The organism is Streptomyces thermodiastaticus (genome assembly GCF_014656135.1).
GTDB classification, from domain to species: Bacteria; Actinomycetota; Actinomycetes; order Streptomycetales; family Streptomycetaceae; genus Streptomyces; species Streptomyces thermodiastaticus.
Window position 1 is genome coordinate 249,465 of record NZ_BNBV01000003.1, and the last position, 22,822, is coordinate 272,286.

Here is a 22,822-nt window from a genome sequence, read left to right on the forward strand (position 1 = left end):
CACGAAACGGCGAGGTCCGCCCGGGCCTCGCCGTTTCTTTCACCCTCGTTGTGTACGAGTGTACATACCGCCGGTACGCTCCGCTCATGGGATACGTGATGCTCGCCGGCGCCATCGCCGCGGAAGTCGCCGCCACCACCGCCATGAAGTACAGCGAGGGCTTCAGCAGGCTCGGACCGTCGCTGATCACCCTCCTCGGTTATGTGCTGTCCTTCGCGCTGCTGGCCCAGACCCTGAAGTCCGTCTCCATCGGCACCGCCTACGCCATCTGGTCGGGCATCGGCACCGCGGCCGTCGCCACGCTCGGCCTGCTGCTGTTCGGCGAGGGACTCACCCTCGCCAAGATCGCCGGCATCGTCCTGATCATCGGCGGTGTGGTGGTGCTGAACCTCGGCGGAGCCCACTGATGGCCCGCCGCTGGGACCCCGGGCGTCGGCAGCGGATCATCGACGCCGCGATCCGTGTCGTCGCCCGCTCGGGCATCGCCGGGCTGAGCCACCGCTCGGTGGCGGCCGAGGCGGACGTGCCCCTGGGGTCCACGACGTACCACTTCGCCACCCTCGACGACCTGCTCCTGGCCGCCCTGCGCCAGGCCGGCGAGGACTTCGCCGGCACGATCGCCGCCCGCCGCGCGCTGAGCGACCCGGACACCGACCTGGCCGCCGAACTCGCGGCCTGGATGGGGGAGTGGCTCCGGGGCGACCGCAGCGAGATCGAGCTGGAGTACGAGCTGTATCTCGCCGCCCTGCGCCGCCCCGCGCTGCGCCCGGTCGCCGCCGAGTGGGCCGGTGTCCTGGCCGCCCTCCTCGCCCGCCGCACCGACGCGGTCACCGCCCGTGCGCTGGTGGCGCTGATGGACGGCATCTGCCTGGAGGCGCTGCTCACCGGCAGGCCGTACGACGAGGACTACGCGCGCGACGCCCTCGCCCGGCTCATCCCCTGACGGCACGCCCGGCTGGCGAGACGCGGTTCGCCCTCACCAGCCCGCTCACGTTAGGTTTTGTCCCATGACCGAGTCTGCTGCACGCACCACCGGCGCCGTGGCCGCCGGCCTTGCCACGATCGCCTGTGACGGCACCGTCCTCGACACCTGGTTCCCCGCGCCCGAGCTGGCCGACCAGCCCGGTCCGGCCGGTACCGAGCGGCTGTCCGCCGAGCAGGCCGCGCGGCTGCTGGGCGGCGGTGCGACGGCGGCCATCGGCCCGGACGCCCGCCGGGGCGTCGAGGTGGTCGCGGTCCGCACGGTCATCGCCTCGCTGGACGAGAAGCCGATCGACGCCCACGACGTCTACCTGCGCCTGCACCTGCTCTCGCACCGCCTGGTCAAGCCGCACGGCCTGTCCCTGGACGGCATCTTCGGCCACCTCGCCAACGTCGCCTGGACCTCGCTCGGCCCGGTCGCGGTGGACGACATCGAGAAGGTGCGCCTCAACGCCCGCGCCGAGGGCCTGCACCTGCAGGTCACCTCCATCGACAAGTTCCCGCGGATGACCGACTACGTCGTGCCCAAGGGCGTCCGCATCGGCGACGCCGACCGGGTCCGCCTCGGCGCCCACCTCGCCGAGGGCACCACGGTCATGCACGAGGGCTTCGTGAACTTCAACGCGGGCACCCTCGGCAGCTCCATGGTCGAGGGCCGCATCTCCGCCGGTGTCGTCGTCGGCGACGGCTCGGACATCGGCGGCGGCGCCTCCACCATGGGCACCCTCTCCGGCGGCGGCAACGTGGTCATCTCCATCGGCGAACGCTGCCTGATCGGCGCCGAGGCGGGCGTGGGCATCGCCCTCGGCGACGAGTGCGTGGTCGAGGCCGGCCTGTACGTCACCGCCGGCACCCGGGTGACCATGCCCGACGGGCAGGTCGTCAAGGCCCGTGAGCTGAGCGGCGCCTCCCACATCCTCTTCCGCCGCAACTCGGTCACCGGCGCGGTCGAGGCCCGCCCGAACAACGCGGTCTGGGGCGGCCTGAACGAGGTGCTGCACCAGCACAACTGACCCACGGCGGCCCGCAGGCGGGCCCGGCTCGGCCGAACGCCGGGCCCGCGCGGGGCGCTTCGCTCAGTCGCCGGTCAGCCGCTCGTACGCGGCCGGCAGACGGGCGTCCGTCTCCGCGCCGGTCGGCCGCAGCGGCGCACAGACGGGCCCGCCTGCAGCCCGAGGGCACCGAGCAGCACCTTGACGGTGACCGTGCCGGGCAGGCCGGAACACCTCGTCAGCTCGATGCACTCGATGGCGCGTTGCTGCAGCCGGGCCGCCCGTGCGGTGTCGCCCGCGTCGAACGCCTCCGAAACGGCCCGCACCTGACGCGGGACGGCGTTCGCCACCGTGCTGACACAGCCGGCGGCACCCGCCGCGATCAGCGCGAGACGGTGCTCGTCGCGGCCGGCGCAGACCGCCGACTCGCTTCCGGCAGGCACCTTCTGCGTGCCCAGCAGATCGCCGGCGCAGCCCTTGACCGCCACGATCCCGGGGTGTCCGGCCAGCCGCAGCAGGGTGGCGGGTTCGACACGGGTGCCGGTGCGGCCGGGGATGTCGTACAGCATGACGGGCAGGCCGCAGGCGTCGGCGACCGTGCGGAAGCGCGCCTCGCCCGCGTCCTGCGGCGGCCTGCCGCAGCACGGGGTCACCACCAGCACCGCGTCGGCTCCTGCCTTCCGCGCCTCCTGGGCGATCTCCACGGTGTGCCGGGTGCCGGCGGCGCCCACGCCCGCGACGATCGTGGCCCGGTCGCCCACGGCCTCGCGCACCGCCCGGATCAGCGCGGCCTTCTCGGCGTCCGTGGTGGTGGGCGACTCGCCCGTGGTGCCGTTGAGCAGCGGTTGTCATGTTCGTGGCATCGGCGCCGCGCGGACACTGCTGCACGGTCGCCCGGGCGCCCTGTGGGCAAATCCGCCCGTATGGGTCACCATGGTGCCGAGGTCACCGACCGGCAGCTCATGGAGGCGTCATGAAGCTCGGCAAGGCACTGGCCACCGGATACGCGCAGGAGGAGCAGGAGCCGCGGGTCGCCCCCGAGCAGCGCGAGCAGCACAGGAGGGAACGCACCGACGCCGGCCTCGCACCGCGGGCCGCCGCGGACGACGCACCGCACGAGGCCCCCTCCGCCCGATGAGGCTGCGGCTGCCGAGGGAACGCCCGCCCCAGCCGCCGACCGGATACAAGATCGCTTTCCCGGTGCTCTCCCAGGACGGCACCTGGGCGGGCTTCACCGGGGTCTCGCTCGGCGGTGCCGAGCCCTACGCCGTCGTCGCCGACGCCGGCTGTGTGTACGGGCGCCGGCACCGGCCGCCCGCCCGGCTGTGCGACTGCGGGTTCCACTGTCTGCACGACCGCACGGCCGCCGAGGGCCTGCTGTGCACCGCCGGGCATCGCGGCGCCGTGCTGCTCGAGGTCCGGGTGCTCGGCGCCTACATCCGCTACGAGCGCGGCTTCCGCTACGCACGCCAGCGGGTGCGGACCATGACGGTCGGGCCCTGCGCATGCGGGGCGCGCCCGGCCGCGCTGGCCGACGCGGGCTGGGGCCGGCCCGGGCTGCGGGCGCTGACCAGCGCATGCGCCGGCTGTGTGCGCGGGCGCATCTGTCTCACCCTCGCGGCATTCGCCCGCCTGGCCGGAGACGGACTGCGCGTCCTCGCCGCGGAGGGAACGGGCGGTGCCGTCGCCGCGGAGCCCGGCGGGCCCGTGGGCGCGGGCGGGCCCGGCACGCTCAACCTGCGCGAACTCGTCGCCGAGGCAGCCCTGTTGCAGGCCCGACTGGACTGGTTCCAGACCCAGCTGGCGCGGCTGGGCGAGCGCGGCCCCGGCGCGGACCACGGATAGCGGACAGCGTGCGGGGGTACCCGGGGTGTTCCGGACCGAGAGGAGGCGGGACAGACGTGACCGGGACCATCGACGCCACAGGGGTACGCGACGAGCGCCAACCGGCGGACGATCACCGCGCGGGCGACCGCTCGGTGGGAGAACTCGTCCACCAGGCCACCGAACAGATCTCCCAGCTGGTGCGGCAGGAAGCGGCCCTCGCCAAGGTGGAGCTGGCCGCCAAGGGCAAGCGCGCGGGACGCGGCGGCGGGCTGCTGGGCGCCGCGGGCGCCCTCGGCTACATCGGCCTGTTCGCCCTCGCCGGAGCAGCCGGTGCCGCGCTGGCGCTGGTGCTGCCCGTGTGGGCGGCGGCGCTGGTCGTGGCCGGTGCGCTGTTCCTGATCGCCGGGCTGCTGGCTCTGGTCGGCCGGGCCCAGCTGCGGCAGGTCGGCCCGCCCACACCGCAGCGGGCGATCGGCAGCGTCCGGGCCGATGTCGAGGTGATCAAGGAAAGGGCGCACCACCGATGACGGACAGGATGCAGCGGGCGGACGGCGGTGCCGCGCGCTCCGTCGGTGCGAAAGGCCCCGACGAGCTGCGGCAGCAGATCGAGGAGACCAGGCGCCGGCTCGGCGACACGGTCGAGGAGCTGGCCGCCAAGGCGGACGTGAAGGGCCGTGCCCGGGCGCGGGCGACCGGCCTGCGGGACAAGGCCGGCGCGATGACCGGGCGTCTGCGCGGCTCCGCCGCGCAGACGGGCCACCGTGCCCAGGAGACGATCGGCCACGCCGGGCAGCGCGCGCAGCGCACGGCGAGCCACGCCGGCCACCGGGCCCAGGAAGGCGCCGGACGCGCCGGCCACCGGGCCCAGGAAGGCGTCGCACGGGCCGCCCACCGGGCGCACGAGGGCGCCGGACAGGCCGGGCACCGCATACAGGAGCGCGCCGGACACGCCGGGCAGCGGCTCCAGGAGACCGCCGGGCGGACCGGGCACACGGTCGCGCGCCCGGTCGAGGGCGCCCTCCAGGCCTGCCGCCGCCACCCCGTCCCGCTGACGCTCGCCGGTGTGGCGGGCACGGCGCTGGTGACCTGGGGCGTGCTGGCCCGCCGGCACACCCGCTGCCGGTGAGCGGTCCGCCCGCCGCCGCTCTCGGCCCCTGACCGGCGGCCACCGGGGACACACGAAGGCCGCCCCGTCCCTCGGCCGGGGCGGCCGTCACGGGCAAGGGCCGCTCACGGACGGAACCGCAGGACCTGCGGGTCGTGGTCGCTGATCTGGTCGTGGAACTCCGAGTTGATGTGCACGCTGTCGTAGGAGAAGCGGCCGGCCCGGCGGATCCGCGGGCTGATCAGGATCTGGTCGAGAACCTGCTCGTTGCCCTGGTAGTTGTAGGTGTAACGCTCGTTCGCGGGCAGCGACTTGACCGCCGACCACAGCTCGCCGTCGCCCTCGAGGATCTTCGCGGTGCCGGAGAACTCGAAGTCGTTCAGGTCACCGAGGACGACGACCTCCGCGTTCTTCTGCACCTTCAGCAACTGGGCCACGAAGGCGTGCACCTCGGCCGCCTGCCGGTGCCGCTGCGTCTCCGAGCTGCGCACGGGCGGCTGGTACTGGGCGGTCAGGCCCTGGTCGCCGCCCTTGGACGCGAAATGGTTGGCGATCACGAACACGGTCCTGCCGCGGAAGACGAACTCCCCGGCCAGCGGCTTGCGGCTGGACGTCCACGCGTCGGACGCGGGGTCGATCCGGCCGGGGGAGGCCGTCAGGGCCGCCTTGCCGTGGATCTTCGTGACCCCGACCGCGGTGGTGGAGGTGCCGCCCGGGCGGTCGGTGAAGGACACGCGCGCCGGGTTGAACAGGAACACCTGGCGGATGTTGCCGCCGGGCTCGCCGCCGTCCTGGCCGTCGACCGGGTCGACGGAACGCCAGTCGTACCGCGGGCCGCCGGCCGCGACGATCGCGTCGATCAGCGCGCTGACCGTCTTCGCCGCGCTCACCGTGCCGTCGTCGGTGGCGCCGTTGTCGTCCTGGATCTCCTCCAGGCAGACGATGTCGGGCGCCTGCAGGCGGTGCACGATCGCGTCGGCGTGCGCGGCGAATGTGGTGTCCGACGGGTCCAGGTTCTCCACGTTGTAGGTGGCCACCGCCAGCTCGCCGGAGGACTGCTTGCGGGTCGTCTCGCGCTGCAGCCCGCCCTTGCGCAGCATGCCCATGCGGTCGGCCACGAGGGTGTAGCCGCCGTACTGGTTGTAGTCCAGCGGGCCGGTGGTGGGGCCGGTGAGGGTGTCGCCGACGTCGGCCACCGGGAAGTCGTCGGCGGAGCCCAGCGACTGGATCTGCAGCCGGCCCGTGTTCTGCGCGTCGTAGGAGCCGTAGACCGTGCCGCCGCGGCTGCTGCGGTGCTCGCCGGGCTTCACCGTCACCCACAGCTCGCTGTAGGGGTCGGTGGCCGTGACCACGCGGGCGTCGGACACCTGGACGTTCATGCCCTCCAAGGACTCGTAGTAGTCCAGGGCGTAGGCGGACGGCCGCAGCGGCAGCGCGCCCACGGAGTTGTTCGCGGCCGGGTCCCCGGCCGGGGTGTAGGCGTCGGGGACGGTACGAGCGTCCACGACCACCGGGGCGGGCACCGGGTTGCCGTGGGAGACGACGGTCACGGCCGGCTTGGTGATCTCCGTCACCGACTGGTTGCCCGAGCCGGTGCCGCCCGGGACGTACTCCGAGACGGTGCCGGTCACCGTCACCGCGTCACCGGCCGCGACCTTCGGGGCGGAGCCGGTGAACACGAAGACGCCCTCGCTGGTGGCCGGGTCGTCGTCCGGGCTGGGGTCCTGCATCCAGAAGCCCTTGGACGAGCCGTAGGTGCGCACACCGGTGACGAGGCCGGGCACGTCCGTGACCTGCCGGCCGGCGTAGGGCGACAGCCGGGTGGTGCCCTGGATGTCGTGGATGCGCACGGAGTCCGCGTGCGCGGGCGCGGTGAGCACGGTCGTCTGGGCGGCGAGGGTCGCACCGCAGACGGCGGCGACGGTCAGCGCGGCGAGACGCGCGGAAGACGCTCTGGGCACCAGGATTCCTCCGAGGACGTGACGAGGCACCGGGACGAGGTGGAGCGGACATGCGACCGCGCGGGCCGCGACCGGCAGTGCGGCGACGCGCGTGCGGAGGAGGGGCGGGCGGCGACGGCGCATGCCGCCCGCGGCTTCTACGCGCGTCAATTTCCTGTGCTTCCAGGCCAGTTGTCAAGGTTCCAGCCGCGGAACGGACCGTGACCGGGAGATGAACCGGGCGGCATGGGGGGAAATCCGTCTAGGCTGAGCGGCCGGGGCACACGAGCCTCGACACCATGGGCGTCCGGCTCCCCGCGCCGGGTGCGCCGGCGCCCCGACCACCCCCGGGCCCTCGGGCCCCGGGCCGTCCAGGTCCCCCGGGACCGCCATCAGGAGAACCAGCCGATGTCCGACAGCTCCCCGTTGCCGCCGGTGCGTCCGGCTTCCGAGCCGCAGCTGGCGCGGGACGCCCTCACCACTGAGCTGCTGTCCCGCGCCGCCCGGCTCGCCCGCTGGGCCGGCCCCGGCACCCGGGTCGACGCCCAGGGTGCCCTGGTGGCCGAACAGCTGCCCGCCGCCGCCGAGGAACTCGCCCTGACCGGGGACGACGCGGCGGACGCGGCCGCCCGGGCGTGGCGGATCGCGGTGGACACCCGCCTGGTGGAGATCACCGACCCGGACCAGGGCACCGTCGCCGCCGGAGCCACCCTGCGCCTGCTCACCGGCGGCTCCCCGCAGGACGTGCTCACCGTGTGGCGGACGGCGCTGGAGACCGTGCTGGATCAGGCGAGCGCGCCCGGCCCGGACGACCTGTACGACGAGCCCGGCACCGCCTCCTGGTCCACCCGCGGCCTGACCGCGCGCGCCCGGGCGGACTTCCTCGACCGGGTGCTGACCGAGCTGTACGCGCTCACCGCGGCCGAGGACGAGCCGTCCGGCGCACCCGTGCCGCTGCCCGCGCTCGCCGCGTCCGTGATCCGGCCCGGCGATCTGCGGCGGCCCTCCGACGCCGTCCTGGAACAGGTCTCCCAGGCGCTGCTGCGGCTCGACGGGCAGTTCCGGCTGCTGGAGCCGGCCGGACTGGTCGAGTACCGGCCGGTCGACACGACGGTGCTGACGGACGCCGCGACCGCGGACGCGGACACCGCGGCGGCGGACACCGGGGACACGGCGGACCGGACCGCGCCGACCGGCCGCGGCGCGGCGCCCGTCGACGACACGGACGTCGCCCGCTACGGCATGGTGCGCCTCACCCCCCTCGGGGTGTACGGGCTGCGCGCCCGGCTGCTGAAGGCCGGACACCAGGCGCCCGCGCTCGGTGACCTGGCCGGCCAGGGAGCGGACGCGCTGCTCGCCGGACTCGCCGGCTACCCGCCCGCCGCCGCCCACGCCGAGACCGAGCAGTGGCTGGCCCGCCGCGCCCCGGCCGACGCGGCACGGGACCTGCTGGCCGCCGCGCGCGGCGCCGACGCGGACGCCCCGCTGCGCCGGCTGCGCTGCCAGCAGGCGCTGTCGCTGATCGGCGCCGAGGCCGAGCCGGCGCTGCGCGAGGTGCTGGACGACGCCGAACTGGGCGGGCTGGCCCGGGTGTGGCTGACCGAGCGGGGCCTTCCCGACGTGCCGCCGCCGTCGCAGGAGATGGTCTTCTGGCTCACCATCGACACCGTGGCCGCCCAGCTGGCGGCCGACAGCGACGTCGAGGAACTGCACGCCCTGGTGCAGGGACTGGCCGAGCAGCACAGCGGGTTCTTCTCCGCGGCCTGGCGGGTGGACCACCCGCAGACCGCGCAGGTCCTGGAGGCGGTGGGACGGCTGCACCCGGACCGCCGGATCGCCAAACAGGCCCGCACGGCGGCCTTCAAGGCCCGCTCCGCCCACGGACGCTGACGCCCCGGCTGCTGTCTCCTCGCGGTTCCCCGCCGGCCGCCGGGACGGGGCCGGCGGATTCACCGAAGCGGCACCTGCCCGGCCGGCCGGTGTTCAACCGGAGTTCAGCCACGGTCGCGACGGTTGCGCCGGATCGAGGTACGCCACCCTCCACGGCACCGACACCGTCACAGGAGACAGCATGTCGCTCACCCGCAGGGACTTCGCCAGGACGTCCGCGCTCACCGGCGCAGGGATCGCCCTGGCCGGCAGCGTCGGCGCCCTCGCCACCGCGCCGAACGCCCTCGCCGCCACCGACGGCGCCACGGCCGCGGCGAGGGGACAGGACGACGGCCCCGAGGCCGGCTACGGCCCGCTGCTGCCCGACCCGGACGGCATCCTGGCCCTGCCGGCCGGCTTCTCCTACCGGATCGTCACCTACAGCGGCCGGACCCGGCTGGAGTCCGGTGAGTTCACGCCCTCGAACCACGACGGCACCGCCGCCTTCGCCGGCCCGCGCGGCACGACCCTCCTCGTCAACAACCACGAACTCGGCGGCCCCCGCGCCGACTGGGACCACCCGGTGCCGACGCCCGAGGGCCTCGTCTACGACCCGGCCGCCGCCGGCGGCTGCACGGTCGTCGAGGTGCGCGGCGACCAGGTCGCCGAGTGGGTCGGCATCGCCGGCACCTCCACCAACTGCGCCGGCGGCCGCACCCCCTGGGGCACCTGGCTGACCTGCGAGGAGACCGAGGACAAGGCCGGCCAGAACGGCATGACCAAGGACCACGGCTACGTCTTCGAGGTCGACCCGGAGGACCGCCGGGCCAACCGCGACCCCCGGCCGGTCAAGGCGCTGGGCCGCTACGCCCACGAGGCCGTCGTCGTGGACCCCAAGCGCGGCCACCTCTACCTCACCGAGGACGCCTCCGGCCCCAACGGTCTGCTGTACCGCTGGACCCCGCCGCACGGCTTCCGGCACGGCCGCGGCCGGCTGCGCACCCTCGCCGACGACGCGGGTGTGCTGGAGGCATTCCGGTGCTTCGACTCCCGCGGCCGCTTCGTCGACGACCTGTCGCGGGCCACGCGAACGGGCACCGTCTACGGCGTCGACTGGGTCGCGGTGCCCGACCGCGACGCCCGGAGGGTCTCCGTCCGCAAGCAGTTCACCGACGGCCAGGTCACCCGCGCCCGCAAGCTGGAGGGCATGTGGTGGGCCGACGGCGGCGCCTACATCGTCTCCTCCTACGCCCGTGAGGAGAGCCCGGTCCAGCACGACGGCCAGGTCTGGTTCTACGACCCGTCCCGCCGCACCCTGACCTTGCAGGTGCTGCTCGGGGTCAACCGGGACCCGGAGAAGGACGGCGCCTTCGACGGCCCCGACAACATCACCGTCTCCCCGTACGGCGGGCTGATCATCGCCGAGGACGGCGAGGGCGTCCAGCACCTGTTCGGCGCCACCGAGAGCGGCCGCACCTACCCCATCGCCCGCAACGAACTGAACATCGGCACCGAAGAGGAGCCGGAGTACAGCGAGTTCACCGGCGTCACCTTCTCGCCGGACGGCAGGACCCTGTACGCCAACATCCAGGAGCCGGGCATCATGCTGGCCATCACCGGGCCCTGGAAGCGGCAGCGCCGGTGAGACCGGGCGCCGTCCGGATCGTCCGCGGCACCGGACGGCGCGACCGTCCATGACGTCGCGGACGGGCACGGGCGGACCGTCGCGGGGCCACCGCACCGGCGAACCGGCGCCTGCCGGTCACGGTGCCGGTGACGGTCTGCCCGGCCGTGCCCGCCCGCGCACCCGGCGGCCCAGCGGGCCGGTGAGACCGGGTGCGCGGGTGGCGCCCGCTGGCATGGGCGGACGGCCTCCAGGGGCAAGGAGCAGGTGGACGGCGCAGGTCAGGCCCATGCGTGCGGACGCTCGGCGCAACTACGAGCGCCTGCTGAAGGCGGCCGCCGAGGCCTTCGCCACGCACGGGGAGAACGCCTCGCTCGACGACATCGCCAAGCGGGCCGGCGTCGGAGCCGGCACCCTCCACCGGCACTTCCCCAACCGGCGGGCCCTGCTGGAGGCGGCCTGTCTGGACCGGATCGAGGCCATCGCCGCCCGCGCCGGCGAACTGGCGGACACCCCGGTGGCGCCCTCCGGCTGAGGGCGCACGCTCCCCGGCGCCGCGTGCCCGGCTACAGCGCCTGCGCCGCCGGCTTCACCATGTTCCGCACCGTGCGGGCCTTGACGAACTCGCCCATCGCGGTCATCTCCCACTCGCCGGAGAACTGCCGGATGAGCTTGGCCATCATCACACCGGTCTGCGGCTCGGCGTGGGTGAGGTCGAAGCGGACCAGCTCCTCGCCGGTGACGCCGTCGAGCAGCCGGCAGTAGGCCTTGGCGACCTCGGTGAACTTCTGCCCGGAGAAGGAGTTCACGGTGAACACCAGGCCGGTCACCTCCTGGGGGAGGCGGCCCAGGTCGACCGTGATCACCTCGTCGTCGCCGGAGCCCTCGCCGGTGAGGTTGTCACCGGAGTGCTGGATCGCGCCGTTCAGGATGGTCAGCTTGCCGAAGTAGCAGCTGTCGATGTGGTTGCGCTGCGGGCCGTAGGCGATGACGGAGGCGTCCAGGTCGATGTCGGCGCCGCGGAACGCCGGCTCCCAGCCGAGCCCCATCCGCACCTGGGACAGCAGCGGGCGGCCGCCCTTGACGAGGGAGACCGTCTGGTTCTTCTGCAGGCTCACCCGGCCCTTGTCCAGGTTCACCTTGCCGGTGCCGGGGGCGGGAGCGGCGGCCTGCGGGGCCGGGGAAGCGGCCGGCGCGGGCGGCCCGGCCGGCGTCTGCATCGCGGGCGGCGGCGGAGCCACCGGCTGGGGCGGGGCCACCGGCTGCGGAGGAGTGACCGGCTGCGCCGGGGCGGCGGGGGCGGCGGCCGGTTCGTCCACGGTGACGCCGAAGTCGGTGGCGATCCCGGCCAGCCCGTCGGCGTACCCCTGGCCGACGGCCCGCGCCTTCCACTGGCCGTTGCGCCGGTAGATCTCCATGACGAGCAGTGCCGTCTCCGGGCCGAGCTGCGGCGGCGTGAACGTGGCCAGCACCGAGCCGTCGTCGGCGTTGCGCACGGTCGCCGTGGGCTCGATGCCCTGGAAGGTCTGCCCGGCCGCGTCCGGGCTGGCGGTGACCACGATCTTCTCGATGTCCGGCGGCACCGCGGCCGTGTCCACGGTGATCGTGTCCGGGGCCGTGCCGCCGCCCGAGCGGTAGGTCACGCCCGGGCCGGAGGGCTGGTTGTAGAAGATGAAGTCGTCGTCGGAGCGCACCTTGCCGTCGGCGGTGAGCAGCAGGCCCGACACGTCGAGCCGCACCGGGGCCGCGACGTCCACCGCCACGCGCACGGCGGAGAGAGGCATGTTCGAGCCAGGGGTCATAGCTGTCATGTGAGGCCCAACGAACGGGGGCGCTTTACCGTTCCCTTACCTGCCGAACGAGTGAAGCGCCCCCTCCGTACTCATGTGTCTACGGCACCACGACGATCTTGCGCCCCACGCCCGCCGCGAACTGGGCCAGCGCCTCGGGGTAGTTGTCCAGCGGGATGCGGTCGCTGATGAACACCTCCGGGTTAAGCACCCCGTTCGCGAACAGCTCGGCCGCCCGCTCGTAGCTGTGCAGGACCGCCATGGACCCGGTGATGGTGATCTCCTGGTTGTAGATGCGGTACGGGTCGATCTGCACCCGGGTGGCGTAGTCCGCCACGCCGAACTGCAGGAACGTGCCCGCCTTGGCCACCCGCCCCAGGCCGTCCTGGATCGCCGCCGCGTTGCCGGTGGCGTCGATCACCACGTCCCAGCCCTGCGGCCGGTCCAGCTCGTCCGCGTTCGCCGCGGAGGCCGACACGCCCAGCCGCCGTGCCGTCTCCAGCCGCGCCGGGTTGATGTCCACCACGTCCACACGGGCCGCGCCGGTGCGCTTGGCCAGCTCCAGCATCATCAGGCCCATGGTGCCCGAGCCGTAGATCAGCACATGGGCGCCCAGGCGGGACTGCAGCACGTCGTAGCCGCGCACCGCGCAGGACAGCGGCTCGATCAGCGCCGCGTCCTGGGTGCGCACGTGCTCGGGCAGTTTGACGCAGTTGGCCACCGGGGCGACGGTGTACTGGGCCGCGCCGCCCGCCGTGGTGACGCCGATCGCGGCCCAGCGCTCGCACAGGTTGCCGTGGCCGGTGCGGCAGTAGCGGCACTCGTGGCAGTGCAGGGACGGGTCCACCGCCACCCGGTCGCCGACCGCGACCTCGGTGACCTCGGTGCCGACGCCGACCACCTCGCCGGCGAACTCGTGCCCCGGCACGATCGGCAGCTTCGGCGCGAACTCGCCCTGCAGGATGTGCAGGTCCGTCCCGCACAGTCCGCAGGCCGCGACCTCGACGACGACCTCGCGCGGTCCGGGCGTCGGGTCCGGGACCTCGGTGACGACGGCACGGCCCACGGACTCGATGACGGCGGCCTTCATTTCACGGCTCCCAACGACAGGCCCTGGACCAGTTTGTCCTGGGCGGCGAACCCCGCGGCGAGCACCGGCAGGGAGATGACGAGCGACGCGGCGCACACCTTGGCCAGGAACAGGCCCTGGCTGGTGATGAAGCCGGTCAGGAAGACCGGGGCGGTCTCGGCGACCACGCCGGTCAGGACCCGGGCGAACAGCAGCTCGTTCCAGCTGAAGATGAAGCAGATCAGGGCGGTGGCGGCGATTCCCGGCAGGGCGATCGGGGCGACCACGCGGGCCAGGATCACCGGCAGCCGGGCCCCGTCCACGCGGGCCGCCTCGATGACCGCCACCGGGACCTCGGCGAGGAATGACTGCATCATCCACACCGCGATCGGCAGGTTCATGGAGGTGTAGAGGACGACCAGCAGCCAGATGTTGTCGAGCAGCCCGGCGTTCTTGGCGAACAGGTAGATCGGCAGCAGGCCCGCGACCGCCGGCAGCATCTTGGTGGACAGGAAGAAGAACAGCACGTCCGTCCACTTCTTCACCGGACGGATCGACAGCGCGTACGCCGCCGGCAGCGCCAGCAGCAGCACGAGCAGCGTGGAGACCACCGACGCCACCGCCGAGTTGATCAGCGCGGGCCAGGGGCTGGCCCCGCCGCCGGTGCCGAAGAACTCGCGGTAGCCGTCCAGGGTGAGCGGCGCCGTGAAGGACGGCGGGTTGGTGGCGGCGTCCGCCTCGGAGTGGAAGGACGTCAGGGCCATCCAGGCGATGGGCAGGAAGAAGACGATGCCGGCCAGCCAGGCCAGCAGACCCAGCCCGTGGCGTCGGACGGCGCTCGGCGCGGCGCTCATGCGCGGGACACCTCCTCGCGGAACAGGGACGACACCACGCGCAGGGCGAAGGTCGCGATGACGATCGAGCCGATGACGACCAGGACGCCCGCGGCGGAGGCGAGGCCGTTCTCATGGGCCTGGTAGAAGCTCTGGTAGACGGTGTACGGCAGGTTCGCCGTGCCCAGTCCACCGGAGGTGATGGTGAACACCGCGTCGAAGTTCTGCACGATGTAGATCGAGCCGAGCAGGGCGCCCAGCTCCAGGTAGCGGCGCAGGTGCGGCAGGGTGAGGTGGACGAAGATCTGCCAGTTGCCGGCCCCGTCCACCCGGGCCGCCTCGATCTGCTCCGGGTCCCGGCTCTGCAGCCCGGCCAGCAGGATCAGCATCATGAACGGCGTCCACTGCCACACCAGCGAGGCCTCGACGGCGAGCAGCGGGGTGTTGGACACCCAGTCCGGCTGCGGGCCGCCCACGTAGTGCAGCAGGCCGTTGAACAGGCCGTACTCCGGGTTGTACAGCACGTGCTTCCACAGCAGCGCGGCGGCCACCGGGACGACGAGGAACGGCGCGATCAACAGGGTGCGCACCAGGCCCCGGCCGCGGAACGGCCGGTCCAGCAGCAGCGCCAGCAGCAGCCCGAGCACCAGGCTGGCCAGCACCACCGCCACCGTCAGCAGCACCGTCGTCCACACCGAGTGGCGCAGGGTGCCGTCGGTGAGGACCTGGCGGTAGTTGTCCAGGCCGGTGAAGTGCCGCGCCTTGGGATACAGCGCGTTCCAGTCGAAGAAAGAGATCACCAGCGTGGCCACGAACGGCAGCTGGGTGACAATGATCATGAAGACGAGCGCGGGCAGCAGCGGGGCCCGGGTGACCCAGGCACGCAGCCGGGCGGAGGGCTGCCGCGTCCCGCTCGGGGCGGATGCGGCCACGGGGGCCGTGGTCGTGGCGGTCATCGTCCCTCGTACTCCTTGGAGATCTTCGCGGCGAGCTTCTGGGACTTCTTCAGGGCCGTCTCGACGGACTGGCGTCCGGCGATGGCCGCGCTGATCTCCTGCGAGACCTTGGTGCCGAGATCGGTGAACTCGGGGATGTCGACGAACTGGATGCCGGGCGCGGGCCGCGGCTGAACGCCGGGGTCGTTGGGCCGGGCGCTCTCGATGGCCTGTTTCGTCTGCTCCTGGAAGGCGGCCGCCTCCTTGCGGTAGGCCGGGTTGTCGTACGTGGAGGCGCGCTTGCCCGCGGGCACGTCGGACCAGCCGGACTCCTTGCCGACCAGTTCCTCGTACTCCTTGCTCGACGCCCAGGAGACGAACCTCCAGGCCTTGTCAGCGTTGCGGGAGGCCTTCTGGATGCCCCAGGCCCAGGTGTAAAGCCAGCCGGAGGACTCGGTGCGCTCCACCGGGGCCGGCACGTAGCCGATCTTCCCCTTCACCGGGGAGCCCTTGGCCTCCAGGGAGCCGGCCGCGCTGGTGGCGTCGTACCACATGGCGACCTTGCCCTGGGTCAGGTTGTTCAGGCACTCGGCGAACCCGGACTGGGCGGCACCGGACTCGCCGTGCGCCCGGACCAGGTCGACGTAGAACTTCGTCGCCTTGACGAACTCGGGGGAGTCCAGGTGCGCCTTCCAGTCCTTGTCGAACCAGGTGCCGCCGAAGGTGTTGACCACCGTGGTCAGCGGGGCCATCAGCTCGCCCCAGCCGGGCAGGCCGCGCAGGCAGATGCCGCGCATGCCGGGCCGGGCGCCGTCCACCTTCGCGGCCAGCTCCGCCACCTGCTGCCAGGTGGGGTGGGCGGGCATGGTCAGGCCCTTCGCCGCGAACACGTCCTTGCGGTACATGAGGAACGACGACTCGCCGTAGAAGGGCTCGCCGTACAGCTTGCCGTCGTCGCCGGTGAGCGACTCGCGCATCGGCTCCAGCACGTCCTGCTGGTCGAAGGCCTTGTCCTCGGCGACGTAGTCGTCCAGCGGGTGCAGCCAGCCGTTGCGGGCGTAGATCGGGATCTCGTAGTTGGACAGCGTGGCCACGTCGTACTGGCCGGCCTGGTTGGCGAAGTCCTGACTGATCTTGTCGCGGACGTCGTTCTCCGGCAGCACGGTGAAGTTCACCTTGATGCCGGTCTCCTTGGTGAAGTGCGCGGCGGTGAGCTTCTGCAGTTCGACCATCTGCGGGTTGTTCACCATCAGGACGTTGACGGAGTCACCGCCGGACCCTGCCCCGCCCGCCCCGACCCAGCAGCCGGAGAGCAGCGGGGCGAGCAGCGTCCCTGCGGCGGCCAGCGCGAGTGTGGCTCGCGGCGGCCGTCGTCGGCTCTGGGTTCGCATGGATCGCTCCTGGACGTAAGGGGATGAAGAAATGCTTAAGTGACGATTCAGAGCTGTAAAGAGACAAAAGGGAGATATGAAAGGCGTCACCTCGTGTGGTGTGTGCTCCCGGGCGGTGGCTCAGACCCGGACGACCTGGGGACCCAACAGGGCGTAGCGGTGGGCTTCGGACGCCGGTAGCAGGGTGCCGGTCACGATCGCCTCCAGCGCGCCGACCTCCGCGAACCGGCAGAAGCTGACCGCGCCGAACTTGGTGTGCGCCCCGACGAACACCGTGCGCCGCGCCACCCGCATCGCCTGGGCCTTCACCTCGCTGACCGCGGGATCGGGCGTGGTCAGGCCGTGCTCGCGGGAGATGCCGTTGGCGCCGATGTAGGCCAGGTCGATGACGAAACCGGCCAGCATCTTCGTCGTCCAGTGGTCCACGGTGGCGAGCGTGCCCGCACGGACCCGCCCGCCCAGCAGCAACACCGACGTGTTCTCCGCCCCGGCGAGCGCCCCCGCGACCGGCAGGGACGCCGTGACCACGGTCAGCGGCCGGTCCTTCGGCAGCGCCTCCGCGATCAGCTGCGGCGTGAATCCCTCGTCCACGAACACCGTCTCGGCGTCCCCGAGCAGATCCGCCGCGGCAGCCGCGATCCGCCGCTTCTCGGGCACATGACTGGTGGCACGGAAGGCGAGCGTGGTCTCGAAACCGGCGCTCTCCACCGGGTAGGCCCCGCCGTGGGTACGGCGGACCAGCCCGTGGTCCTCCAGGGCACGCAGATCCCTGCGCACGGTCTCCTTCGCCACCCCGAGCTCGGCGGCGAGCGCCGTGACGTCGACCTGGCCGGTGGCCCGGGCGATCCGGACGATCTCCCGCTGGCGTTCTTCCGCCCCTCGCGCGCCCATGGCCGACACCTGCCCTTCAAGCCTCATTGCCCGTTCGGACTCCCGGGGGACAGTTCTACTGTGCGCACGCGCCGCTGACCAGGTCTGTTGCCCGGCGGATACTGCCCGGATACGCCCGTTTGCCGTGCGCTGTGCCCGCCTCGGACCTGCGGGGCTGTGAACGCGATGGAGGGAAACGGGCCAAACGGATGCCCGTTCAGGGCGGCCACCTGCCCGTTCGGCGCCCGCCCTGCCCCGCAAACGACAGTTTTCCGCCGACCTTCGAACGAGTGGGGCGGGCTGTGGGTTCCGGTGGTTCCGCGGGCTGCGGGCTGTGTGTTCAGCGGGCTGCGGGTTCTGCGGGCCGGGGGTGCGTGACGCAGGGCGCAGGCTGAGGCCGGCGCCGGCCGGAGGGTGCGGGGGCCGGGGTTTCGGCGGTGCGGGGCCGGGCGCGGCGCCACACCCCGTTCGCCGCCCCGGCTGCGTCGATAGCACCCGCCGGGGACGATCAGGATGATCTCTACTCCCCGAGCAGGGGTGTCTTCATTGCTGACGGAGGCGGTCCTGCGCAAGGCCAATCTCTCCGGCTGCGACCTTTATCGCGCTCACCTGGAGGCGGCTGTCCTCGCCGAGGCCGACCTCTCCGGCGCCGGCCTCGTGAAGGCCGTTCTCGACGAGGCGACCTTGACCGGAGCGAACCTGGACGGCGCGGATCTGGGCAGTGCGGAACTCTGGGGCGTCGACGCCTCCGGAGCAAGCCTGCGAGGGAGCAGGCTGCACGGTGCGGCCCTGCTGGAGACGAAGCTGTACGGAGCGGACCTGTCCCACGCGACGGTCCAGGAGACCTCCTGCAGGGCCGCATCCTCGGCCTGCCAGCGGCTCCGGCGTGTCAGCACCGCAGGCAGGCCCTCGGCGCGGGGGACTGATCGGATTCGTCGGGAGCGGACCGATCACAGATCGAGCCTGACGGTGGACAGAGGCGAACACGCGCCCCGCGTACTGGCACGGCACCTGGGCAGACAACCGACGACCGACATCACCCTCGCCTCGGCCGTCGCGTGATGGGTGTTCAGTACGGGCAGATCGGCGGTCCGTCACGAAGTGGTTGCCGAGGTGGCTTGGGTGGGGAGGTCCGTCCTGTTCGGCGATGAGCGTGTCAGTGTACGGCTCGGAGTCGGTCCGGGGCTCGTAGCCCATGGCCTTGCGTGGTCCCCGCGCAGGGTCCGGCAGCGCTGTGAACTGGCAACCAATTGCACGCCGATCACCAAATCTTGGTCAACTGACCGACTTTTTTTGGGACTTCGGACAGGACCTTGATAGACATGTTCAAGTAGTTCGAAGCTGTGACACGTGATGCCAGTCGGCAGCGGGAGTTGCCGACTGGCATCACTGGGGGAAAGCGCAACGGGGTTCATCGTGCCCAAATGGGATATATCGGTCGATGCTGTTCGTGGCGTGCTCGGTAAAACGCAGGAGACTGCGAGCAAGTTCGAAGACGCTTTCACGGCTTATTCCAACGCCATGACGAGTGCTGCTTCTTCCGCGGGCACGATGCTTCCCGGGGCGAAGCCCAAGAGCGGGACGCCGGGTCCCGTCGCTGTGGCGCTGCAGGAGTTCGCGGACAAGACGTTCGACGACCTTCGCTATCTGCCCGCTCGTGCCGCTAAATCGATCGCTGGAGCAGCGAAGGCAACAGACGCTTACGTCAGCGGTGATCTGGACATGGCGGCCAACGCCCAGCACGAAGCCATCCCCGAGCCGAAGCTTCCCCCGGTCAAGGCTGACGGAAGTGAGAGCAAGTGATCGGCGACCTCAGCGACATTCCAGAATACAGCGGCGACCTGGACCAGTTAGAGAAGGATGCCGGCGCCCTCAAGGAGGCCGCGTCCGACATCCGGAACACCGGGCGGGATGTCCACAACGACTTCCAAGGACTGGTCTCCTGCTATACCGCTCCTGAAGCCGACCAGCTCTTTCGCACCACCCTCCCGGTCCGGGACAGATAGGAGTGCAAGATGGCAATTCGGGTAGCGCGCCATGCCTTGAATGCCAGTGCTGCATCCCTGCAGGTCATGACCGATGCGTTCAAGGGACGCATTGACAAGCTTGGCATGTCACCTGCCGGGTTTGGCTCACTTCTCAACGAGGCGTCGATGCTAGTTTACGGACGTGCAGTGCTCGATCCAGACGCAGCGGAGCTGGAGACATGGGAAGCAGTTGTCGCCGCGATGCAAGTGGGAACGGCCGCCTTCGCGGCGGCACAAGTCAATGAGGGTGTCGTTGAATGCAGGATCGTGGATGAAATTCGGACTGTCCAGGCAACTGGGCCGCGCTCCTACGTCAATGCTGGCAACTGGCTGACGACGTTGTGGTATGTCATCGTTTGTCGAGACCAAGCACGCATGGACGCTATGTGTAACGTCCCTATCGAACTACTTCGTGCATCTGGTGCCCATGGGGACGAGTACGTATATCATTGGGTGGATTCCCTCCAGACGTACTGGCTTGAGCGCCCTGGTCTGTTCGAGAAACTTCGGTCCGCGATCGAACTTTCGCATCCGGAATATGCGACTATTGCGTCACGGGATCTGCTGCAGAATATCCTGTATCAGCCGATCCATCTCTTCTCATTCTTTGTGCGCAGGGATCGTGATGGATTCAACGGGGCGTTGAGGGAAGCCCTGGAACTTCACAAGGTTTACTGGACGGCAACCGAAAAGCGGGCCCGCAGTCCTAGAGGGGCTGTGGTGCTAGGTCCGCTCGCTATGGCCTGCCTTGCCTATGATGCGGGTTTTCCAATCGACGTCCACTCCGAGTACCTTCCCAAGGCTTTGCTTGAGCGGGCCTGGGTTGGTGAGTTCGAAACCTGAGCCGAGAGAAAGTTCAGGGTCTTCGCGGATTGTTCCACCGAGGTGTCTGTACGTTCGGATGCTTGCATAGATGTTCTTTCAGTCATTGAGGCCGGTGGTGAACGGCTCTGGCTGATGAACCGGCGACCAATTACGGAAAACTCGAAGGCGTCGTGTGACTAAAGATGTCATAGCACTGACCGACCGCATGCCGGACGCCTGGAGTGTCCTGGCCGGCCTTCTTGCCGGCGGCCCGGACCTCAGTGTTCAGACCGTTGCCGAGGGAGCGGTCATCCAGCTGTGTGACGATCAGGGGCGTCCCTTGGTCTCGGTCGAGGCTCCGCTGCTGCTCCATGTTCCGGGGGAGGCGCAGCGACTGCTCGGCGCAGCAGGGGCCGTCGACAAGCCGCAGTGGTGGACCGAGGCGCGCGCCTCCACTGCGGTGCCGGGGGCCGAGAGGATCGCCGGGGCCTTCGCAGCGCGCCTTGCAAGGCTGCTGGGCGGCACCGTCTGGCCGCCGGGTGCGCCCGGCGCCGACGACCCGTCCCGGCCTGTCGACACCTCCGGCATCACGGCCGTCCCCACCCCCGCTGCCGCTCAACCCGCTGTCGACGTGCTGACGGAGAAGGTCGCGGTGGTCCTCCAGGACCGGCCGGTCATCGCCATGACCGGCTGGCTGTCCGAGGCCCTCCGCGCCACCCTGCAGAGCGAACGCGCCTTGCAGATCGTCACGCCTCGGCACTGCCGCCTCTCCCTGCCCATCAGCACCGCGCTCAGTGGACCGCCCGCGCGCTGGGTCGTCCAGGACCCCGACTGCGGTTACTACGACGGGCTCACCGGTGCTGTTCTGCGCTGGCAGGACGGCGCTTTCCAGGCAGCAAAGGACGCCGACGGGCAGAGTCCGCTCGCTCCTGCCTTCACGAACGCCGGCCGCACCGGTGAGCGCCAGATTCTTCTGAACTTCCGTACGGTCCACCGGCCGGACGCTCACCTGGTCCTCGGCGGCGCCCTGGAAGCAGCGTGGGAGGCCGTCACCGGTGAACTCCCCATCGGCTGGGGCACTGCCGAGCCGGCCAATCTGCCGTGGTCGCGGCGCCGCCTCACAGAGCTGGCGTACGAGCGTGCGCCCCGGCCGACCTGGACGGTCGTGGTCGGTTCGGCCGACCGACCCGCCCTTGCCACCCTGCGTGTGCTGCGCACTCCGGAAGGGGTGGAGGAGGACATCACCTTCGCTGCGGGTTTCCGGGACGGGGAGAAGCCCCCGGTGTCCGTCGTCGCGGACTTGGCGACCGAACTCGCCGCGCGCCATGGGCTGCGTACGCTCCTCGCGCAGTTGCGTGAGGCCCGCGCGGATCTGACCGTGCCGCCGCACTTCGAACGGCCGCCCGTGCCGTTCGGCTATGCCCTGGGTCCTGTGGAAGTCGCCGAGGCGGGAGCCGGCTCGGCTGCCCGCCCGCCGCTCACCGCCGCCCCGGTACGGCTCGGTGCCGCGTCGGGACCGGGTTACTACTACCCGCTCGGGGACGGCGAGTCGGTCGAGGGGTGGACCGCTTTCGAGGCCCTGCTGAGGCACTTGCGGGGCGTCCAGTAGAAGCCCACGGAGGATACGTGGAGCAGGGACCGTGAGTGCCCGAAGATGCGGCGCGCGGTCCCCGCCGTTCGTTGCTCGTCGTGCGCCGTGTGTTCAGTACGGCCAGATCGGCGGGTCCGTCACGAAGTGGCCGCCAAGGTTCGCGTGGGCGGGGTCGGCCGGGTCGAGCTCGCCCTGTTCGGCGATGAGTTTCGCGGCGTACGGTTCGGAGTCGTCCTGGGGCTCGTAGCCCAGGGCTCGTGCGGTCGACAGGTCCCACCACAGGCGGGTGTTGGCGGAGGAGCCGTAGACGACGGTGTGGCCGACGTTCTCGGCGGTCAGAGCGGCGTGGAAGAGGCGGGCGCCGTCGGCGGGGCTCATCCAGATCGACAGCATGCGCACGCTGGTCGGTTCGGGGAAGCAGGAGCCGATGCGCACGGAGACGGTCTCGATGCCGTGCTTGTCCCAGTAGAGCTGGGCGAGATCCTCACCGAAGGACTTCGACAGGCCGTAGAAGGTGTCGGGGCGGCGCGGGGTGTCGATGGGGATGAGCGGGTCGTCGCCCTGGGGGCGTGGGGTGTAGCCGACGGCGTGGTTGGAGGAGGCGAACACGATCCTGCGCACGCCCTCTTCGCGGGCCGCCTCGTACAGGTGGTAGGTGCCCTCGATGTTGGACCTGAGGATCTTCTCGAACGGGGCTTCCAGGGAGATGCCGGCCAGGTGGACGATCGCGTCGACGCCCCGGACGGCCTCGCGCAGGGCCTGGGTGTCGCACAGGTCGGCGGTGATCGCGTCCGGCTCGTCCTCGATGGGTCGGAGGTCGAACAGGCGCAGGGTGTAGCCGTAGTCGGGCAGCAGGCCGCGCATCAGGGTGCCGAGCCCTCCGGCGGCGCCGGTGAGCAGAACGGTGCGGGGTGCGGGCATCTGCGAATCTCCTTGTCCTGGGGTTCGTCCCGTCGCGGCGGACACGGCCCGGGGTGTTGGGGGGCGTTGGGGGTGTTTCTGCGTCGTGGACGCCATTCACATGCGTGGACACGCTAGGAGGGGGCTCCTGGTGCGTCAAGGGTGACGTGGGCAAAGGTGTGCGAGGTCGTCGGTGTGGTGTATGGGGGGCGGTGTGGGTCGGTGATGCGGCGGCTGTCGGGTGCGGGTGCGTGCTTGACCGGCGGCGAGCGGT

Annotated in this window: 22 protein-coding genes and 2 pseudogenes; 15 read left to right on the forward strand and 9 right to left on the reverse strand. The window is 71.6% G+C overall.

The genetic code is table 11. The annotated features are described in order from the left end of the window. The first annotated feature begins 86 nt into the window (after nucleotides 1–86). The 3 genes from IE286_RS04710 to dapD all read left to right on the forward strand — a co-directional run bounded on the left by IE286_RS04710 (nucleotide 87) and on the right by dapD (nucleotide 1,994). Entirely contained in the window at nucleotides 87–407 is a 321-nt protein-coding gene (locus IE286_RS04710; RefSeq protein WP_189795318.1) for a DMT family transporter, read from the forward strand. After that, nucleotides 407–943 carry a TetR/AcrR family transcriptional regulator gene (locus tag IE286_RS04715; RefSeq protein ID WP_189795319.1) on the forward strand — a complete coding sequence of 179 codons (537 nt, stop codon included), beginning with the start codon at nucleotides 407–409 and terminating at the stop codon, nucleotides 941–943. The genes IE286_RS04710 and IE286_RS04715 overlap by 1 nt, the downstream gene beginning before the upstream one ends. 64 nt (nucleotides 944–1,007) lie before the next feature. After that, the gene (gene dapD, locus IE286_RS04720; protein ID WP_189795320.1) at nucleotides 1,008–1,994 is read left to right on the forward strand and encodes a 2,3,4,5-tetrahydropyridine-2,6-dicarboxylate N-succinyltransferase; all 987 of its coding nucleotides are present in this window, start codon (nucleotides 1,008–1,010) and stop codon (nucleotides 1,992–1,994) included. Nucleotides 1,995–2,057: 63 nt separating this feature from the next. On the opposite strand, the pseudogene IE286_RS04725 reads toward dapD, so the two are convergent. Continuing rightward, nucleotides 2,058–2,815 (reverse strand): annotated as a pseudogene (locus IE286_RS04725) (dihydrodipicolinate synthase family protein); the annotation flags it as partial. Nucleotides 2,816–2,946: 131 nt separating this feature from the next. On the opposite strand from IE286_RS04725, the gene IE286_RS04730 reads away from it, so the two are divergent. The 4 genes from IE286_RS04730 to IE286_RS04745 are packed head-to-tail and all read left to right on the forward strand — an operon-like array spanning nucleotide 2,947 to nucleotide 4,926. Further along, complete coding sequence (locus tag IE286_RS04730) at nucleotides 2,947–3,111, forward strand: hypothetical protein (RefSeq protein ID WP_189795321.1); 165 nt, start codon at nucleotides 2,947–2,949, stop codon at nucleotides 3,109–3,111. Beyond that, the gene (locus IE286_RS04735) at nucleotides 3,108–3,818 is read left to right on the forward strand and encodes a hypothetical protein (protein WP_189795322.1); all 711 of its coding nucleotides are present in this window, start codon (nucleotides 3,108–3,110) and stop codon (nucleotides 3,816–3,818) included. The genes IE286_RS04730 and IE286_RS04735 overlap by 4 nt, the downstream gene beginning before the upstream one ends. A 56-nt stretch (nucleotides 3,819–3,874) precedes the next feature. Continuing rightward, the gene (locus IE286_RS04740) at nucleotides 3,875–4,327 is read left to right on the forward strand and encodes a phage holin family protein (RefSeq protein ID WP_189795323.1); all 453 of its coding nucleotides are present in this window, start codon (nucleotides 3,875–3,877) and stop codon (nucleotides 4,325–4,327) included. Further along, nucleotides 4,324–4,926 carry a DUF3618 domain-containing protein gene (locus IE286_RS04745; protein WP_189795324.1) on the forward strand — a complete coding sequence of 201 codons (603 nt, stop codon included), beginning with the start codon at nucleotides 4,324–4,326 and terminating at the stop codon, nucleotides 4,924–4,926. The genes IE286_RS04740 and IE286_RS04745 overlap by 4 nt, the downstream gene beginning before the upstream one ends. A 104-nt stretch (nucleotides 4,927–5,030) precedes the next feature. Here IE286_RS04745 and IE286_RS04750 read toward each other — a convergent pair whose 3' ends face one another. Further along, complete coding sequence (locus IE286_RS04750; RefSeq protein ID WP_189795325.1) at nucleotides 5,031–6,866, reverse strand: DUF8508 domain-containing protein; 1,836 nt, start codon at nucleotides 6,864–6,866, stop codon at nucleotides 5,031–5,033. A 387-nt stretch (nucleotides 6,867–7,253) separates the two neighbouring features. Between IE286_RS04750 and IE286_RS04755 the strand changes: the two genes are divergently transcribed. From IE286_RS04755 to IE286_RS04765, 3 genes and pseudogenes are all read left to right on the forward strand, one after another. Further along, a complete protein-coding gene (locus tag IE286_RS04755) occupies nucleotides 7,254–8,735 on the forward strand; it encodes an amino acid adenylation domain-containing protein (RefSeq protein ID WP_189795326.1) in 1,482 nt (493 codons plus the stop codon). A gap of 181 nt (nucleotides 8,736–8,916) precedes the next feature. Further along, nucleotides 8,917–10,359: an alkaline phosphatase PhoX gene (locus IE286_RS04760; RefSeq protein ID WP_189795327.1), complete on the forward strand. Its 1,443-nt coding sequence runs from the start codon at nucleotides 8,917–8,919 to the stop codon at nucleotides 10,357–10,359. 214 nt (nucleotides 10,360–10,573) lie between these two features. Next, a pseudogene (locus IE286_RS04765) lies at nucleotides 10,574–10,846 on the forward strand (helix-turn-helix domain-containing protein); the annotation flags it as partial. A gap of 58 nt (nucleotides 10,847–10,904) precedes the next feature. Here the strand turns inward: IE286_RS04765 and IE286_RS04770 are convergent. The 6 genes from IE286_RS04770 to IE286_RS04795 all read right to left on the reverse strand — a co-directional run bounded on the left by IE286_RS04770 (nucleotide 10,905) and on the right by IE286_RS04795 (nucleotide 17,247). Further along, complete coding sequence (locus IE286_RS04770) at nucleotides 10,905–12,140, reverse strand: TerD family protein (protein WP_189795328.1); 1,236 nt, start codon at nucleotides 12,138–12,140, stop codon at nucleotides 10,905–10,907. An 88-nt stretch (nucleotides 12,141–12,228) separates the two neighbouring features. Next, on the reverse strand, nucleotides 12,229–13,218 hold the full coding sequence (locus IE286_RS04775; RefSeq protein ID WP_189795329.1) for a zinc-dependent alcohol dehydrogenase family protein: 990 nt from the start codon (nucleotides 13,216–13,218) through the stop codon (nucleotides 12,229–12,231). Then, nucleotides 13,215–14,051 carry a carbohydrate ABC transporter permease gene (locus IE286_RS04780; protein ID WP_189795330.1) on the reverse strand — a complete coding sequence of 279 codons (837 nt, stop codon included), beginning with the start codon at nucleotides 14,049–14,051 and terminating at the stop codon, nucleotides 13,215–13,217. The genes IE286_RS04775 and IE286_RS04780 overlap by 4 nt, the downstream gene beginning before the upstream one ends. Further along, nucleotides 14,048–14,986, reverse strand: a complete 939-nt coding sequence (locus tag IE286_RS04785; RefSeq protein WP_189795331.1) for a carbohydrate ABC transporter permease — start codon at nucleotides 14,984–14,986, stop codon at nucleotides 14,048–14,050. The genes IE286_RS04780 and IE286_RS04785 overlap by 4 nt, the downstream gene beginning before the upstream one ends. Next, nucleotides 14,983–16,356: an ABC transporter substrate-binding protein gene (locus IE286_RS04790; protein WP_189795332.1), complete on the reverse strand. Its 1,374-nt coding sequence runs from the start codon at nucleotides 16,354–16,356 to the stop codon at nucleotides 14,983–14,985. The genes IE286_RS04785 and IE286_RS04790 overlap by 4 nt, the downstream gene beginning before the upstream one ends. Before the next feature lie 120 nt (nucleotides 16,357–16,476). Then, the gene (locus IE286_RS04795) at nucleotides 16,477–17,247 is read right to left on the reverse strand and encodes a DeoR/GlpR family DNA-binding transcription regulator (RefSeq protein ID WP_189795333.1); all 771 of its coding nucleotides are present in this window, start codon (nucleotides 17,245–17,247) and stop codon (nucleotides 16,477–16,479) included. A gap of 525 nt (nucleotides 17,248–17,772) precedes the next feature. On the opposite strand from IE286_RS04795, the gene IE286_RS04800 reads away from it, so the two are divergent. The 5 genes from IE286_RS04800 (at nucleotide 17,773) to IE286_RS04820 (ending at nucleotide 21,666) form a co-directional block, all read left to right on the forward strand. Further along, nucleotides 17,773–18,288, forward strand: coding sequence for a pentapeptide repeat-containing protein (locus IE286_RS04800; protein ID WP_229861946.1), 516 nt, complete (start codon nucleotides 17,773–17,775; stop codon nucleotides 18,286–18,288). Nucleotides 18,289–18,642: 354 nt separating this feature from the next. After that, nucleotides 18,643–19,029 (forward strand): DUF6507 family protein, encoded by a 387-nt coding sequence (locus tag IE286_RS04805; RefSeq protein ID WP_189795335.1) that lies wholly within the window; start codon nucleotides 18,643–18,645, stop codon nucleotides 19,027–19,029. After that, nucleotides 19,026–19,232 carry a hypothetical protein gene (locus IE286_RS04810; RefSeq protein WP_189795336.1) on the forward strand — a complete coding sequence of 69 codons (207 nt, stop codon included), beginning with the start codon at nucleotides 19,026–19,028 and terminating at the stop codon, nucleotides 19,230–19,232. The genes IE286_RS04805 and IE286_RS04810 overlap by 4 nt, the downstream gene beginning before the upstream one ends. Nucleotides 19,233–19,241: 9 nt before the next feature. After that, complete coding sequence (locus tag IE286_RS04815; protein ID WP_229861947.1) at nucleotides 19,242–20,096, forward strand: immunity 49 family protein; 855 nt, start codon at nucleotides 19,242–19,244, stop codon at nucleotides 20,094–20,096. A 154-nt stretch (nucleotides 20,097–20,250) separates the two neighbouring features. Continuing rightward, nucleotides 20,251–21,666 carry a DUF6177 family protein gene (locus IE286_RS04820; protein WP_189795337.1) on the forward strand — a complete coding sequence of 472 codons (1,416 nt, stop codon included), beginning with the start codon at nucleotides 20,251–20,253 and terminating at the stop codon, nucleotides 21,664–21,666. Nucleotides 21,667–21,759: 93 nt separating this feature from the next. Here the strand turns inward: IE286_RS04820 and IE286_RS04825 are convergent, their stop codons facing one another. Next, nucleotides 21,760–22,569 (reverse strand): NAD-dependent epimerase/dehydratase family protein, encoded by an 810-nt coding sequence (locus IE286_RS04825; protein WP_189795338.1) that lies wholly within the window; start codon nucleotides 22,567–22,569, stop codon nucleotides 21,760–21,762. Nucleotides 22,570–22,822: the final 253 nt, after the last annotated feature.

Coding starts and splice junctions, on each gene's coding strand:
- IE286_RS04710 (WP_189795318.1), top strand. CDS start 87: ATGGGATACGTGATGCTCGCCGGCGCCATCGCCGCGGAAGTCGCCGCC.
- IE286_RS04715 (WP_189795319.1), top strand. CDS start 407: ATGGCCCGCCGCTGGGACCCCGGGCGTCGGCAGCGGATCATCGACGCC.
- dapD (WP_189795320.1), top strand. CDS start 1,008: ATGACCGAGTCTGCTGCACGCACCACCGGCGCCGTGGCCGCCGGCCTT.
- IE286_RS04730 (WP_189795321.1), top strand. CDS start 2,947: ATGAAGCTCGGCAAGGCACTGGCCACCGGATACGCGCAGGAGGAGCAG.
- IE286_RS04735 (WP_189795322.1), top strand. CDS start 3,108: ATGAGGCTGCGGCTGCCGAGGGAACGCCCGCCCCAGCCGCCGACCGGA.
- IE286_RS04745 (WP_189795324.1), top strand. CDS start 4,324: ATGACGGACAGGATGCAGCGGGCGGACGGCGGTGCCGCGCGCTCCGTC.
- IE286_RS04755 (WP_189795326.1), top strand. CDS start 7,254: ATGTCCGACAGCTCCCCGTTGCCGCCGGTGCGTCCGGCTTCCGAGCCG.
- IE286_RS04760 (WP_189795327.1), top strand. CDS start 8,917: ATGTCGCTCACCCGCAGGGACTTCGCCAGGACGTCCGCGCTCACCGGC.
- IE286_RS04770 (WP_189795328.1), bottom strand. CDS start 12,140: ATGACCCCTGGCTCGAACATGCCTCTCTCCGCCGTGCGCGTGGCGGTG.
- IE286_RS04775 (WP_189795329.1), bottom strand. CDS start 13,218: ATGAAGGCCGCCGTCATCGAGTCCGTGGGCCGTGCCGTCGTCACCGAG.
- IE286_RS04780 (WP_189795330.1), bottom strand. CDS start 14,051: ATGAGCGCCGCGCCGAGCGCCGTCCGACGCCACGGGCTGGGTCTGCTG.
- IE286_RS04785 (WP_189795331.1), bottom strand. CDS start 14,986: ATGACCGCCACGACCACGGCCCCCGTGGCCGCATCCGCCCCGAGCGGG.
- IE286_RS04790 (WP_189795332.1), bottom strand. CDS start 16,356: ATGCGAACCCAGAGCCGACGACGGCCGCCGCGAGCCACACTCGCGCTG.
- IE286_RS04795 (WP_189795333.1), bottom strand. CDS start 17,247: ATGGGCGCGCGAGGGGCGGAAGAACGCCAGCGGGAGATCGTCCGGATC.
- IE286_RS04815 (WP_229861947.1), top strand. CDS start 19,242: ATGGCAATTCGGGTAGCGCGCCATGCCTTGAATGCCAGTGCTGCATCC.
- IE286_RS04825 (WP_189795338.1), bottom strand. CDS start 22,569: ATGCCCGCACCCCGCACCGTTCTGCTCACCGGCGCCGCCGGAGGGCTC.